This is a genomic window from Actinoalloteichus hoggarensis (assembly GCF_002234535.1).
GTDB lineage: Bacteria > Actinomycetota > Actinomycetes > Mycobacteriales > Pseudonocardiaceae > Actinoalloteichus_A > Actinoalloteichus_A hoggarensis.
This window is the reverse complement of record NZ_CP022521.1, coordinates 4,496,347-4,510,141: the sequence shown is the minus strand read 5'-3', so window position 1 is coordinate 4,510,141 and position 13,795 is coordinate 4,496,347. Positions and strand designations below refer to the sequence as shown.

13 protein-coding genes are annotated in these 13,795 nt (G+C 72.4%); 8 read left to right on the top strand and 5 right to left on the bottom strand.

Annotated features, from left to right (window positions below; translation table 11 throughout):
• Positions 1–10: 10 nt before the first annotated feature.
• The 5 genes from AHOG_RS19095 to AHOG_RS19075 form a co-directional block, all read right to left on the bottom strand.
• Entirely contained in the window at positions 11–1,213 is a 1,203-nt protein-coding gene (locus AHOG_RS19095) for an acyltransferase family protein (protein WP_093942568.1), read from the bottom strand.
• Positions 1,210–2,418: an alpha/beta hydrolase gene (locus AHOG_RS19090; protein WP_093942567.1), complete on the bottom strand. Its 1,209-nt coding sequence runs from the start codon at positions 2,416–2,418 to the stop codon at positions 1,210–1,212. The genes AHOG_RS19095 and AHOG_RS19090 overlap by 4 nt, the downstream gene beginning before the upstream one ends.
• A 156-nt stretch (positions 2,419–2,574) precedes the next feature.
• Positions 2,575–3,270, bottom strand: a complete 696-nt coding sequence (locus AHOG_RS19085) for a response regulator transcription factor (RefSeq protein WP_093942566.1) — start codon at positions 3,268–3,270, stop codon at positions 2,575–2,577.
• A gap of 3 nt (positions 3,271–3,273) precedes the next feature.
• Positions 3,274–5,262, bottom strand: a complete 1,989-nt coding sequence (locus tag AHOG_RS19080; RefSeq protein WP_093942565.1) for a sensor histidine kinase — start codon at positions 5,260–5,262, stop codon at positions 3,274–3,276.
• Between the two features lie 73 nt (positions 5,263–5,335).
• On the bottom strand, positions 5,336–5,932 hold the full coding sequence (locus AHOG_RS19075) for a DUF1707 domain-containing protein (RefSeq protein WP_169725886.1): 597 nt from the start codon (positions 5,930–5,932) through the stop codon (positions 5,336–5,338).
• A 766-nt stretch (positions 5,933–6,698) separates the two neighbouring features.
• Between AHOG_RS19075 and AHOG_RS19070 the strand changes: the two genes are divergently transcribed.
• From AHOG_RS19070 to AHOG_RS19035, 8 genes are all read left to right on the top strand, one after another.
• Positions 6,699–7,616 (top strand): site-specific tyrosine recombinase XerD, encoded by a 918-nt coding sequence (locus AHOG_RS19070; protein WP_093944607.1) that lies wholly within the window; start codon positions 6,699–6,701, stop codon positions 7,614–7,616.
• A 276-nt stretch (positions 7,617–7,892) separates the two neighbouring features.
• Complete coding sequence (locus AHOG_RS19065; RefSeq protein WP_093942564.1) at positions 7,893–8,753, top strand: SDR family oxidoreductase; 861 nt, start codon at positions 7,893–7,895, stop codon at positions 8,751–8,753.
• Between the two features lie 244 nt (positions 8,754–8,997).
• Positions 8,998–9,939, top strand: a complete 942-nt coding sequence (locus AHOG_RS19060; protein ID WP_093942563.1) for a ParA family protein — start codon at positions 8,998–9,000, stop codon at positions 9,937–9,939.
• A gap of 22 nt (positions 9,940–9,961) precedes the next feature.
• Complete coding sequence (locus tag AHOG_RS19055; protein WP_311770151.1) at positions 9,962–10,462, top strand: cobyrinic acid a,c-diamide synthase; 501 nt, start codon at positions 9,962–9,964, stop codon at positions 10,460–10,462.
• Positions 10,459–11,499, top strand: coding sequence for a segregation and condensation protein A (locus AHOG_RS19050; protein ID WP_245856323.1), 1,041 nt, complete (start codon positions 10,459–10,461; stop codon positions 11,497–11,499). Before AHOG_RS19055 ends, AHOG_RS19050 begins: the two co-directional genes overlap by 4 nt.
• Complete coding sequence (gene scpB / locus AHOG_RS19045) at positions 11,496–12,416, top strand: SMC-Scp complex subunit ScpB (RefSeq protein WP_245856322.1); 921 nt, start codon at positions 11,496–11,498, stop codon at positions 12,414–12,416. Before AHOG_RS19050 ends, scpB begins: the two co-directional genes overlap by 4 nt.
• A gap of 64 nt (positions 12,417–12,480) precedes the next feature.
• Entirely contained in the window at positions 12,481–13,197 is a 717-nt protein-coding gene (locus tag AHOG_RS19040; protein WP_093944604.1) for a pseudouridine synthase, read from the top strand.
• A complete protein-coding gene (locus tag AHOG_RS19035; RefSeq protein WP_245856321.1) occupies positions 13,194–13,790 on the top strand; it encodes a GNAT family N-acetyltransferase in 597 nt (198 codons plus the stop codon). The genes AHOG_RS19040 and AHOG_RS19035 overlap by 4 nt, the downstream gene beginning before the upstream one ends.
• The last annotated feature ends 5 nt before the right edge of the window (positions 13,791–13,795 follow it).

The following is a 13,795-nucleotide window of genomic DNA, read 5'->3' as shown; positions in this document are numbered from 1 at the left end:
CCATCCACTCTTATTCCAGTGTCGCTGTCCGCTTTGTGTTCTCGGGACCGCGGTCGGGTTCGGTCTCCGCCCGATCGCGCGTCGATTCTCGTGCTCGGCGCGGTCGTCTCCGCACCGAGGCGTCGTCTCGGCCCGCGCGAGTCGTCGGTGCGGCGAGTGCGGCGACTCGAAGCAGTATCAGGAGGACCAGAGCGAACACCGGCAGCCAGACCAGTCGCAGCAGCGGCCAGCCTGGGCCGCCGGAGTCGGTGTGCAGGCCGGGCACGACCCCCGCGCGCGCGGCCACCAGGCTCACGACGATCAGTGCGCTCTGGTGCAGGAGCAGGACGCCCAAGGCATGTCGATCGACGAGCGCGACGACCCGTCCGGTGATCGGATGCGCGGCGATCCGACGCAGCCTCGGCCACAGCACGAGTACGAGGCCGATCTGTGCGACGGCCAGCGCGAGCACGACGGGTGAGGGCGGGGCGAGGTTGGAGCGTTCGGCGCCGGGAACGCCGACCGCGGGCGCCGGGTAGCCGAACGCCGTCACGGCGGCGATCATGCCGAGGACGCCGACCATGATCAGCGCCGCACCCGCCAGCCTGCCGGGGCGGCGTCCGGCGGCCGACGCCGTGCCGAGTTGCCACGGAACCCACCACACGGTCACGGCCGTGGTCAGTCCGACGGCCTGTGCGAGTCCGCTGTCGGAGATCGCGGCGACCGCTTCTCCCGACAGCGCGAGCGCCGCGGGCAGCAGAGCCGCGGCGGCGCCGAAGCGGTCGTCCAGCCGTCGCATCAGAGGCGTCCCGGCCAGGAGGAGCAGCAGGACGCCGAGGAACCACAGCGGTGTGACGACCAGCTGCGCGACCGTGGCCACCGTCTGCTGGGGGAGGCCGCGCACGGCGAGGACGGCGAGCACCACCGCCCAGGCCCCGCACAAGGCCGCCACCGGCGGCGCGAATCGACGCACTCGTCGCCACCAGTCCGCCCCGGCCGAGGGCTGGTGCCGCCCGGCCGAGGCGGCGTGGCCGCTGACGAAGAAGAGCAGTCCGAGTGTCTGGAAGACCCAGCTCAGCGGCGTCAACTGCGGCTGTGTCGCCAACGGGCTGCTCGCGATCAGACCGTCCTGGCCAGGGGTCAGCGGCGTGACCATCCAGTGGCCGATCACCACGCCGCAGACCGCGGCCGCCCGGAGGAGGTCGATCAGCGGATCTCGAGTGCGGGCCGTCATCGCCGTGCCACCGCAGGCGTCGCGTCGGCCCGGCCGGCCTGAAGCGTCTCGGCGGCGTCGTCCGCACCGCGCGCGTGGTCGTCGGTGTCGGCTGAGGCGGACACGGCGCGCTTCTGTTCCTCCGCTCGCCCGATGACGATCTCGGCCATGGCGGCCAGCGAATCGGTGCCCGGCACGAAGTAGCCGTCGTGCCCCGCCACGTCCCGAGTGGGGACGTGGCGGGCACCGAAGCCCGCGCTCGTCGGGTCGCCGCCGTGCCCGAGATCGCCGAGGCGCAGCGCGGGAACGGCGGAGATCCAGTCGCGGTCACCGCGGCCCGCCCAGACACGGGCCTCGGTGTCGAGTTCGGCCACGGAGTCGGCGCGGACGCCGGGGGCCGCGAGGAACACCAGCTCGTCGGTGGCGAGCCGGGGCGCGGCCGTCCCGCAGACCACCGCGCCGTAGCTGTGACAGATCACGCTGACGCGTCTGCCGGGGTGCGCGGCGCGGAGTCCCGCGATGAAGTCGGTGAGCTCGTGGGCACCGGTCCTGGCCAGTCGGCCGCCGAGTGCGTCCACCCCGATGCCCTCGGGAGTCTGATAGCCGAGCCAGGCGATGACGGCGGTCTGGTCGTCGGGGGACCGGTCCGTCAACTCGTCGCGGAGCGCCTCGGCCATGCCCATCGGCCTGCGCAGCGGCTGCTCCGACTCGGCGAAGCGGGCCAGGTCGACGTCGGAGCCGGGCACGAGCACCGCGATGGCACGTGCCCGATCCAGATCGCCGAGCACCACGGCGACTCGGCCGCGCCCCCGATCGTCGAGCAGCAGCAGCTGCTCCCGACGGACGGCTGCCTCCTCGGGTCCGGACACGGCGGTCGACCGGTTCGACCGGTGTCGGTTCGCGGCGTAGCGCACGGCGGCGGGCGCGCCGTCCAGCTGTCCCAGCACGGCGGGGTGAGCGGCTGCCAGACGGGCGGCCTCAGCGGGTTCGACGCCCGCGAAGAAGGCCGCGACCTCGGCGGGTTCGGCGTCGGGGGCGGGCAGCGGCGTGCCCTGCGATCGATCCCGTTCCCAGGCGGCCGTCGCCCAGGCGTCCGGCGCGAACGGCGTCGCCTCCGTCGCCGCGGGTGGTGTGGCGAGGCCGACCACCAGGCTCAGGCCGAGCAGCGCGGCCGCGGCGCGGCCCGTCGATCGGGCCCGTCGGACGGCTCGTCCTCCACTGTGCATGATCCCTCGTCCGTCCCTTCCGAGCGACCGGCTTCGTGGTCGCTCGGAAGGGACGCTATGAGGGTGAGCAGGCATGAATCGCCCCGCGACGGTAGCGAATCCGAGGCGGTACGCGAGGAGGTCGCCGGGTGGCCTGCACCCGTACCGGGGTAGGGGTCAGGTACCGACCGTGACGAGGCCGCACTCGTAGGCGGCGATCACGGCCTGGGCGCGGTCGCGGACGCCGAGCTTGGTGAGGATGCGGCTGACGTGGCTCTTCACCGTCTGCTCCGCGAGCACCAGGTGCTTGGCGATCTCGGTGTTCGACAGGCCTCTGGCGACGAGGGTCAGTACCTCGGTCTCCCGCTCCGTCAACGACTTCAGCGGGTCGGGGCGCCCCCGGAGCGGCGGCTCCACCGGCCGTGTGCGGACGAAGTCCTCGATGAGCCGCCGGGTCACCGAGGGCGCGAGCAGCGCCTCGCCCTCGGCCACGACGCGCACGGCGGACAGCAGATCGGCCGACGGCGCGTGTTTGAGAAGGAAGCCGCTGGCGCCGGAGCGCAGCGCCTCGTAGACGTAGTCGTCCAGGTCGAAGGTGGTGAGCACGAGTACCCGAGGCGGCGAGCTGTCGGCAGGGCGAGGCAGGTCCATCAGCAGCCGGGTCGCCGCGAGACCGTCGAGGACGGGCATGCGGATGTCCATCAGCACCACGTCCGGCCCGATTCCCGCCTCGGCCAGCCTCCTGGTCTCGGTGACGGCCTCGCGGCCGTCGGAGGCCGAGCCGACCACCTCGATGTCGGGCTGGGCGGCGAGCAGCGCCGAGAAGCCCTCCCGCACCATCGCCTGGTCGTCGGCCACCAGGACGCGAATCATTCTCTACTCCTCGGGGTCGTCGGACGTCGCGGCGTCGGTCAGGGGCAGCACCGCCCTGATCTCGAAGCCGCCCGCCGCCGTCGGGCCCGCGGTGAGCGTTCCCCGATGCAGGTCCACCCGTTCTCGCATGCCGGTCAGGCCGTGCCCGCCGCCCGATCGCCGCACGGCGGCCGGTGGTGGCTCGGTGGGCGGTTCGTTCCGCACCGTGACGATCAGCCTAGCTTCGCGGCGGGTCAGGTCGATCCGGATCGGCGCATCGGGGGCATAGCGGCCTGCGTTGGTCAGTGCCTCCTGGACGATGCGGTACACGGTCAGGCCCAGGGTCTCGCCGACCATGCGATCGAGGCCTTCCTGCACGCTCATCGTGACCGACATGCCCGAGTCGCCGCTGGTGGCGACGAGAGCGGCCAGGTCGCCCAGGCCCGGCTGTGGTGCACGGGAGGGCTGATGATCGGAGTCTCGGAGCACACCGAGGAGCCGTTGCATGTCCGACATCGCCGCGCGAGCGGCCTCGCCGATCTCGGCGATCTCCTGTCTGCCGGACTCGGACAGATCGGGCAGGCGGTAAGGGGCGGTCTCCGAGCGCACCGCGATCATCGACATGTGGTGGGCCACCACGTCGTGCATCTCCCTGGCGATGCGGTTGCGCTCGCTGAGGCGTACCTGCTCGGCCTGCGCCTCGGAGGTGCGTCGCTCCTCGGCCGCCAGGTCCCGGCGGGCGCGGTGCGCCGAACCGAGGGAGTAGGCGAGCAGCGTCACCACGACCGCGGAGACGAGCACGCCGCCGAGGTTGATCACGCCCCACGATCGTTCGGCCAGCGCCGCGCTGATCCACACTACCGCGCAGGTCATCACCAGGATCACGAGCACGATGCGAGCGGTGTGCCGGTAGGCCACCAGGAACAGCACGGTCAGCACGACCACCCACATCGGCAGCATCCGCCCGAGGTCGGCGGGCACGGTGACGAAGGCCGTCACGATCGCCAGGATGCCTGCGCGCCAGGCGACCATGGGCAGGAGGAACGCCAGGACGGCGATGCCGCCGCCCGCGAAGGCGAGGATCTCGGGCCAGATGGTGTCGTGCAGGTCCGCGAAGTTGTCGACGCCCGCGATCGTCACGGTCAGCGCGTAGGCGGCGATCAACGGCACCCTGACCTGGCGCGGCCATCGGCGCGGAGCCGGCCCGCGTCGGGCCAGCGCGGTGTCGGTGCCGGTGACCATCACCACCAGCAGAAGGGCGCCCGCCTCGCGTGCCGCGGCCCGTACGGCTCTGCCGGTCTCGGCGACCAGCCCGGCCACCTCCTCTCGCCGCACGCGCTCGGCATCGGCCGCCGGGTCCTCGTCTCCGGAATCGGGATGTCGTCGCCGGAGCGCGACCGCGCGTATCCGGCCGAGAGTACCGCCGAGCAGTACGACGATGACGCCGGAGAGCAGCAGCTCGGCGATCGGGAACGCGCTGACGGCCTCGTCCATGGCCAGCGGAAGCACGGACAGCAGCAGTCCGAGGCCGCATGTCGCGGTCACCGCCGCGATCCACTTCTCATGGCGGAGGGCGACCAGGAACAGCACCGTGAGGTAGTTCGACCAGAAGGGCAGCAGATCGCCGAGTACCTCATGGAAGAGGAACACCCAGCCGACCATCGTCGCCGTCGCCAGCCGCCAGGCGATCAACGGCCGGAAGAAGGCGAAGGCACAGATGCCCGCCGCGATCAGCAGCGCGAGCTGAGGGACTGGTGGGAGCGGGGCGGCGGGTGCGGCGCCGGAGGGGCGCTCCAGCGGATCGAGCCTGGCCACACCGAGCGCGAGATTCGCCAGGAGCAGGGCGGCGACGAGCGGCGACAGCGTCCAGCGGAGCGGCCGCGACGCCGGTGGACGTGGTGTGGCCAGCGTCCGGTCCGAGCCGGTCAGCAGGACCAGCGCCGCCACCCTGATCAGCGCACCCGGCCGCAGCCGCGGTGCGTCGGTGCTCCTCGTCGGTGCCTCCGTCGTCACCGGGTCGATGCTAAGTCGTTCCCCCACCGGGTGACATCGGACCACGGAGGTGGCCGGAACCCCTACCGGAGTATCAGCGCAGCGTGCGCTTCTCGGCGTCCTCCCCGCCGTGGGCGAGCAGCAGGACGCCGTCGACGAAGGACCACAGCAGCCCGACTCCGATGAAGGAGAGCAGGAACATGGCCAGCCCGATCTTGACGTGACCGGTGTAGAACCGGCCTGCGCCGAAGCTGGGCACGATCTGGAGGACACCCGCCAGCACCCGATATCTCGGCGACTCGCCCGCCGCGGGTCGGGCCTCGGCGTCGGAGATCGCGCGGCCGAGCGACCGGCCGAGCGAGTCGGCGAGTTCGCCCGCCGATCGGACGATCGGGCCGAGCGAGCTGCCCAGGTTCGACGCCGTGTCCGCCTGCCTGTTCGGTGTCGTCGCCTGCGTGGGTCGGGCGCCGCCGACGCTGAGACCAGGGCCCAACTCGTGGGAGCCGGGCAGGTCGTCGAACAGCACGACGAGGTCGGCACCGGTGCGGGCCAGCGTCACTGCCGCGACCCGCTCCTCGTATTCGTCCATGGTCAGCCTGCCCTGGGCGAAGTGGTCGCCGAGGAACTGCATCGCCTGACCGCGCTCGGCGTCGCCGATGCGGAGGCCGTGGGATTCGGCGGAGGGGACCATGTCTGTAGACGATAGACGGGTGCGGCGGGCCGCCGGATCGGTGATATCCCTGAGCCGGGGGCTCGGGGCAGCCCTGATTCCGACCGAGGCGGCTCGGTGTCGGGCGATCGACGCCGGACCCGGCCGGTGCCGGTCAGGGCGTTTGGCCCGATGCAGGGCCCCGACGCCGTGGGGACGCACGGTGACTCGAGAAGACGTGGATCGGACCGCTCGGTGCGCGAAGCACGCCGCCTCCGACCGGGCGGCCTAGGCTGGGCGCCCGGTCTCGGTCCGACCGGTGGGGCGCGATCGCAGGCCGCCGACCGGCCGCGGGGAGTGACCGGACAGGCAGGCGACGGGTGAAGACGGCGGAGCGAGGAGTCTCGGGGGTGCGCGGGTGACCGGCGGCGACGTGGTCGAGGCCGACGGCTCGGCGCGCGGACGGGCACTCGGATCGGCGAGCCCGCCTGCGGCCGGGTGTTCGGCGGCCGAGCCTCCGGAGCCGACGGGCGCGGCGTCGGCGGGGACGGCGGGTGGTTCCGCCACGAGCCTCGGTGGTGCCGCCGGTACGGGAGCCGCCGGTGAGAACGCTCCTGGAGGATGTGCCGCCGGTCGGAACGCCGCCGGCGCGGGCACCTCCGGCACAGACCCGGCCCGCGGGAACCGCCCCGGCGTGGATCTCGCCTGCGCGGACGCCCCCGACGACGGCGGCGGTGAGTCGGCGCGCCGCGCCACCGGCCCGTACCGTCGCGACGACCACTCGGACGAACCGGCCCCCGCCGCCGAACTGGTGGGGCGGGTGGCCGAGTATCTCGATCATCTCGCCGTCGAGCGGGGCACGGCTCGCAACACCCTGGAGGCCTACGGTCGGGACCTGCGTCGATATCTGCGCGGCCTGGCCGCGAGGGGCGTCGCCAGTCTGGCCGAGGTCACCCGCGCGGACGTCACCGCCCACGTCGCCGCCCTGCGCGAGGGAGGGTCGTCCCGCCCGCCGCTGTCGGCGGCATCGGCTGCCAGGGCGCTCATCGCGGTCCGCGGCCTGCATCGTTTCGCCCACCGCGAGGGCATCGTCGCGATCGACGTGGCGGCCGACGTCACGCCGCCCGGCGTCCCGCGTGGACTGCCCAAGGCCCTGCCGGTCGACGACGTGCTGCGGCTCGTCGACGGCAGCGGCGGTCCCGAGCCGAGAGGCCTGCGGGACCGTGCCCTCGTGGAGCTGCTGTATTCGACGGGAGCCCGGATCTCGGAGGCCGTCGGTCTGGACGTCGACGACGTGGACGCCGAGGGCCGGACCGTCCTGCTGGCGGGCAAGGGCGGCCGTCAGCGGCTCGTCCCGATCGGCCGTCCCGCGCTGGCGGCGGTCCAGGCCTACCTGGTGCGAGGCAGGCCGACGCTGTCCGCGGCAGGCCGAGGCGGCCCGGCGCTGTTCCTGAACGCCCGGGGCGGTCGGCTGTCCCGGCAGAGCGCCTGGCAGATCCTCAAGACGGCGGCGTCGGCGGTCGGGCTCGCGGACTCCGTCTCGCCGCACACGCTGCGGCACTCCTTCGCGACGCACCTCATGGAGGCGGGGGCGGACGTCCGCGTGGTGCAGGAGCTGCTCGGGCACGCCTCGGTGACCACCACCCAGGTGTACACGCTGGTGACGATCAACGCGCTGCGCGAGGTCTACGCACTCGCTCACCCACGTGCCCGCGACCCCGACTGATTCTCACCGCGGGTGCGCCGGACACCGAACGTGCGGATCGGGCGACTCCTGCCTGCGGCACGGTGTGCTCGCGGGAGCCGCGGGCCGACCGAACCGACGACGGCGGCCGGTGGTGCACCCGTGGGCGCGCGGTATCGCCCGCGGTGCCTCCACCGCGGTGCGGGCGGACTCCGCACGGGGTGGGGAGGCTGATCACGAGGCGGCGAGCCCGGCCAGGTCTTAACGTGAACTCGTCGGCGTGGCCGCCGGGGGACGCCGTCTCGGCGAGGAGGTTCCATGATCGGAGTGACCGGAGCCACCGGAGCGGTCGGCGGCCGTGTCGCTCGGCTGCTCGCGGAGCGGCGGAGGCCGACCCGGCTCCTGGTGCGCGATGCCCGACGGGCGCCGGAGCTTCCCGAGTCGTCGGTTCGCGCCGTCTCCTGCTACTCCGACGCCGACGGGATGCGCGCCGCGTTGGACGGTGTTCGCACGTTGTTCCTGGTTTCGGCCGACGCCGACCCGGAGCGGGTGGGGCAGCACCGGACGGCCGTCGACGCCGCCGTCGCAGCGGGCGTCGACCGGCTGGTCTACCTGTCCTTCCTCAGCGCCGACCCCGACGCGACGTTCACCTTCGCCAGGGACCACTTCCGCACCGAGGAGTACATCCGCGGTCGCGGGATCGACTTCACCTTCCTACGGCCCAGCCTCTACGTCGACCTGCTGCCCAGCTGGGTGGACACCGACGGCGTCATCCGGGGCCCGGCCGGTGACGGGCAGGTGGCCTGGGTGTCTCGGGACGACGTCGCCCGCGTCGCCTCGGTGGTCCTCACCGAGGCCGGGCACGCGGGACGGGTCTACGACGTCACGGGACCGGAACTGCTGACCATGGCCCGGTCCGCGGCGCTGCTCGCCGACTTCGCCCATCGCCCGATCACCTATCAGGACCAGACGCCTGCCGAGGCACGGGCCTCCCGATCCGATCACGGCGCCGCCGACTGGGAGATCGAGGGCTGGGTCAGCTCCTATGCGGCCGTCGCCACGGGCGAGATGGCCGTGCGGGGCGACGTGGTGGCTCGACTCACCGGTCGAACTCCGCAGTCTCCCGCGGAATTCCTGCGTGCCCATCCCGACAGCGTGGAACCGCTCACGCGGAATTGATCCAGCGATTCTCCTGCGCGTGACGACATAAGCCGGGCAAGCTTGCCGAGTGGTCACGGCGAGGCGCGTTGCCGCTGCTTCGCCTGCCGCTTAGAGTGCGGCAGGAGTGGGGCTTGGCGATCAGGTCGCGCCCGGCGGTGGTTGGATCGCAGGCAGAACGGTTCCGCTGCGGCTTCGCAAGGCGTGCACGAACGCCACCCGGCTGCGCCGCACGAGAACCTTTGGATGCGAGGAGCGAGCCACCATGTCGACACCGTCGCCTTCGGCCGGTCGGCCGCGTGGTGCGGCGGTCGACCTGGGCCTCACGCCCAGGGCAGCCGACCCCACCGAGGAAGAGGCCCTTGAGGCGCTCGAGGGCGAGATCGGGCCGACCGGAAGGCCCCGTCGCCACGTTCCCGACCCCCCGTTACTGGATCGTCACGGCCCCGCCACGGTGTTGGCGATGTGCAATCAGAAGGGCGGGGTCGGCAAGACGACCTCGACCATCAATCTCGGTGCCGCGCTGGCCGAATGCGGCAGGCGGGTGCTGCTCGTCGACTTCGATCCGCAGGGTGCGCTCTCGGTCGGCCTCGGCGTATATCCCCATCATCTCGACACCACCATCTACAACGTGATCATGGAGCGTCAGGTCTCCGTTCAGGAGGTCGTGCAGGAGACCTCCACGGAGGGCATGTACCTGCTGCCGAGCAACATCGACCTGTCGGCCGCCGAGGTGCAGCTGGTCGTCGAGGTCGGCCGGGAACAGGCACTGGCCAGGGCGCTGCGGCCGGTGCTCGCCGACTACGACTACATCCTGGTCGACTGTCAGCCCTCGCTCGGGCTGCTCACGGTGAACGCGCTGGCCGCCGCGCACGGCGTCCTGATTCCGCTGGAGTGCGAGTTCTTCAGCCTGCGCGGCGTGGCATTGCTGATCGACACGATCGAGAAGGTCCGGGAGCGGCTGAACCCGGATCTGGAGATCACCGGGATACTCGCCACCATGTTCGATCCTCGGACTCTGCATTCCCGCGAGGTCATGGCCCGAGTCGTCGAGGCCTTCGGCGACATCGTGTTCGACACGGTCATCAACCGCACGGTGCGATTCCCGGAGACCACGGTCGCGGGCGAGCCGATCACTCGATGGGCGCCGCGCTCGGCCGGCGCCAAGGCCTACCGCGCCCTGGCACGAGAGGTGATCGCCCGATGACGCGCCGGACCGTGTCCGCGACGTGTCCTCCCGAGCGGAGCCCCGTGAGGGCGTCGCACCGCGGGGCGTCCTGCCCGGTCGGGTCCGTGGTGGCGGCGACGGCTCCGGCATCGCCGCGTGGCTCGGCGGTTCCTCCGACGTTCCGCCGGGAGCACGGGTGACCCGACGCGCCGCACTGCCGGGTGCCGCCGAGCTGTTCAGGCCCACGATGCCCGTGGGGCGACCCGCGACGGAGCAGGCCGCTCCGCCGGTGGAGCCGCCCGCGCTGGCCTCGACCGTCGACACGACGATGCCTCGGGGCTCCGGCCGACAACGGCACGACTCGAAGATCACGGTCTACGTCTCCGCCGAGGAACTGGTGGCGTTGGAGCGGGCCCGGCTCGTGCTGCGGGCCGAACACGGCGTCGCCGCCGACCGAGGACGTGTCGTCCGCGAGGCGATCGCGATCGTGCTGGCCGACCTCCAGGCACGCGGCGCCGACTCGATCCTGGTCGATCGCCTGAGTCATGAGGGGCGGGGATGACGGAACTCGAGCCGCCCCCCGTGACCGTCGCGGGCCCGGCGGTCGACCCGGCCCCTGGCACGGCCGATCATGCCCGCCGTCTCGGCGCGGGCGGCGAGCCGCAGGCAGTCGCCGACGCGCCCCCACCGGTCGGGTCCGAGCGGCCCGACACGGACCCCGCGCACGCGATCGTCGCGGCCGAAGCGACGGAACCCTCGCCCGGGACCACCCTGAGTTCTGCGGAGCCCGCCCCGCACGGCGGCCGGTTCACCGTGCACCTCCACAACTTCGAGGGCCCGTTCGACCTGCTGCTGCAACTCATCTCGCAGCATCGGATGGACGTCACCGAGGTGGCGTTGCACAGGGTCACCGACGAGTTCATCGCCCACATCCGGGGATTGGGCGAGGAGTGGGACCTCGATGAGATCACCGAGTTCCTGGTGATCGCCGCGACCCTGCTCGACCTCAAGGCGGCGCGGCTGCTGCCCGCCGCCGAGGTGGAGGACGAGGAGGACCTGGCCCTGCTGGAGGCACGGGACCTCCTGTTCGCCCGGCTGCTCCAGTACCGCGCCTACAAGCAGGTGGCGGCACTGTTCAGCGAGTTGGAGGCGGGGGCGCTGCGCCGCTACCCGAGGTCGGTCACCCTGGAGAAGCGGTTCGAGGGCCTGCTGCCGGAGGTGCTCCTCGGCGTCGACGCGAATCGATTCGCCGAGGTGGCGGCGGCGGTGTTCCGGCCGCGACCGCCACCGGCTGTGTCGTTGGACCACCTGCACATGGCGAAGGTGTCGGTGCGCGAGCACGCGGCCTACCTGCGGGTCTTCCTCGCCGAGCACGGTGAGGCGAGTTTCGCCGCGCTCACCGAGGACTGTGAGCAGACGGTGGAGGTGGTCGCCCGGTTCCTGGCGCTGCTGGAGCTGTACCGGGAGACCTCGGTGCTCTTCGACCAGACGGACCCGTTGGGTGACCTGCGGGTGCGCTGGGTCGGCGGCAGCGTCGAACATGCCAGGGCGGTCGCCGAGTCGGATCGGGCAGGCGTCGAGGACGAGGAGTACGGGTGAACGCAGAGACGTCCGACGAGGGGCGGAGCAGCCTGACGGGTCGGTCCGCCGGTCCTCACGGCGAGTCCGCCCCGTCCCCGGCGGCCGCGACGAACCCCGCCGAGCCGCCGCGACCCGCCCCGGAGGTCCCGGAGCCGCCCGGCCCCGTCCCGGAGGTGCCGGAGCCCGCGGTGCCCGTCCCCGACGTGCCGCAGCCCCCGGTTCCCACTCCGGAGGTGCCGGAGCCGCCCGTTCCCGCACCCGACGTGCCGCGCCCCGGAACACCCGAGCCCGAGGTGCCCGATCCGGACGTGCCCGCGCCGCCCGCCGAGGCGGCCGCCGCGCCGCCGTCGGCCCCCGACCGCGCCTTCTCCCGGGACGATGCCCCCGACCTCACCGAGGACGCCGCGCTGGACGCGGCCCTGGAGGCGTTGCTGCTCGTCGTGGACGTCCCGGCGGGTGAGGAGCTGCTGGGCGGCACCCTCGACCAGCCCGCGGGCCGGATCTCGGCGGCGCTGCGTCGGATCGCCCTGCGGTACGACGCCGCCGAGAGCGGCATCGAACTCCGTAGGATCGGCGAGGGATGGCGCCTGTACACCCGAGACCGGTACGCACCCTATGTCGAGCGATACCTGCTCGACGGACAGCGGACGAAGCTGACGCGGGCCGCGCTGGAGACTCTGGCGGTGATCGCCTACCGGCAGCCGACCACTCGATCGAGAGTGGCGGCAGTACGCGGGGTGAACGTCGACGGCGTCATCCGTACCCTGTTGGGTCGTGGTCTGGTCGAAGAGACCGGGACCGATCCGGAGACCGGCGGCCTGCTCTACCGGACCACCGAGCTGTTCCTCGAACGTCTCGGGCTGTCCTCCCTGGACCAGCTCCCGCCGATCGCCCCGTTGCTACCCGAAGTGGATTCCATCGATGAGCAAGTCTGAGCACAGCAGTCGTCCGCCGCGCCGTGAGCGCACCGCCGCACCAGGTGACGATCACCCGGAGGGCATCCGACTGCAGAAGGTGCTCTCCCGCGCGGGCATCGCATCGCGCCGCGCCGCCGAAGAGCTGATCGCCGAGGGCCGAGTCAGCATCGACGGCAAGGTCGTCACCGAGATGGGTCGCCGCGTCGACCCGGCGACGGTGACCATCCACGTCGACGGCACGCGCGTGGTGGTCCGCGACGACCTGGAATACCTGGCGTTGAACAAGCCGGTCGGCATGCACAGCACCATGTCCGACGACATGGGCAGGCCGTGCATCGGCGACCTGATCACCAGCCGGTCCGAGCGCCTCTTCCACGTCGGCAGGCTGGATGCCGAGACGGAGGGCCTGCTGCTGCTGACCAACGACGGCGACCTCGCGCACCGGCTGATGCACCCGTCCTACGAGGTCAGCAAGACCTACCTCGCCGAGGTGCCCGCCCCGATCGCCAAGGACGTCTCCAAGACCCTGAAGGCGGGCGTCGAACTGGAGGACGGCCCCGCCAGCGTCGACAGCTTCCGCGTCCTGGAGTCCTACGGCTCCAAGGCGATGGTGGAGGTCGTTCTGCACGAGGGCCGGAAGCACATCGTCCGCAGGCTGCTGGATCACATCGGGCACCCGGTCGAGCGGCTGGTGCGCACCTCCATCGGCGAGGTGAAGCTGGGCGACCAGCGGCCGGGCAGCATGCGCAGGCTCAATCATCCCGAGATCGGGTCGCTCTATCGCGCGGTCGGCCTGTGAGTCGCGCCGCCGCCGGGGCTCGGCAGGGACACGTTCCGACCTCCACCGTGCGCGCCGAGCCGATCGGCACGCCGAGGCTGATGCTGGAGCCGCTGCTCCTCGAGCACGCCGAGCCGATGGCGCAGGCACTGGCCGATCCCCGGCTGCACACCTTCATAGGCGGCAGCCCGGCGAGCCCCGAACAGCTGCGGCTTCGTTATCGCACGCTGCTGGCCGGCTCGCCCGACGACGGAGTCTCCTGGTGCAACTGGGCGCTGCGGACTCGGTGCGACGACCGGATCGTCGGCACCGTGGGGGCGACCGTGTTCATCTCTCGACCTGGCCGGCCGACGGAGATGTCGTGGGTGCTCGGGATGCCGTGGCAGGGCAGAGGCCTGGCCAAGGAGGCCGCGCTCGCTCTGGCGGAGTGGCTGGCGCGGCAGGGTGTGCAGGTCTTGGAGGCCTGTATCCATCCCGATCACCACGCATCGGGTCGGGTGGCTGCCTCGGCAGGGATGCGACCGACGAACCGGGAGAGCGACGGTGAGATCGTGTGGCAGGCGGTCCTGTCCCCGCCGCCCGTCGTGCCGGCGGGGCGCCTGTCGTCGGAATGAGTCCG

What these genes read in the sequence shown, in the direction of transcription:
- AHOG_RS19095 (WP_093942568.1), bottom strand. Translation starts at nt 1,213, where the DNA reads ATGACGGCCCGCACTCGAGATCCGCTGATCGACCTCCTCCGGGCGGCC.
- AHOG_RS19090 (WP_093942567.1), bottom strand. Translation starts at nt 2,418, where the DNA reads ATGCACAGTGGAGGACGAGCCGTCCGACGGGCCCGATCGACGGGCCGC.
- AHOG_RS19085 (WP_093942566.1), bottom strand. Translation starts at nt 3,270, where the DNA reads ATGATTCGCGTCCTGGTGGCCGACGACCAGGCGATGGTGCGGGAGGGC.
- AHOG_RS19075 (WP_169725886.1), bottom strand. Translation starts at nt 5,932, where the DNA reads ATGGTCCCCTCCGCCGAATCCCACGGCCTCCGCATCGGCGACGCCGAG.
- AHOG_RS19065 (WP_093942564.1), top strand. Translation starts at nt 7,893, where the DNA reads ATGATCGGAGTGACCGGAGCCACCGGAGCGGTCGGCGGCCGTGTCGCT.
- AHOG_RS19060 (WP_093942563.1), top strand. Translation starts at nt 8,998, where the DNA reads ATGTCGACACCGTCGCCTTCGGCCGGTCGGCCGCGTGGTGCGGCGGTC.
- AHOG_RS19050 (WP_245856323.1), top strand. Translation starts at nt 10,459, where the DNA reads ATGACGGAACTCGAGCCGCCCCCCGTGACCGTCGCGGGCCCGGCGGTC.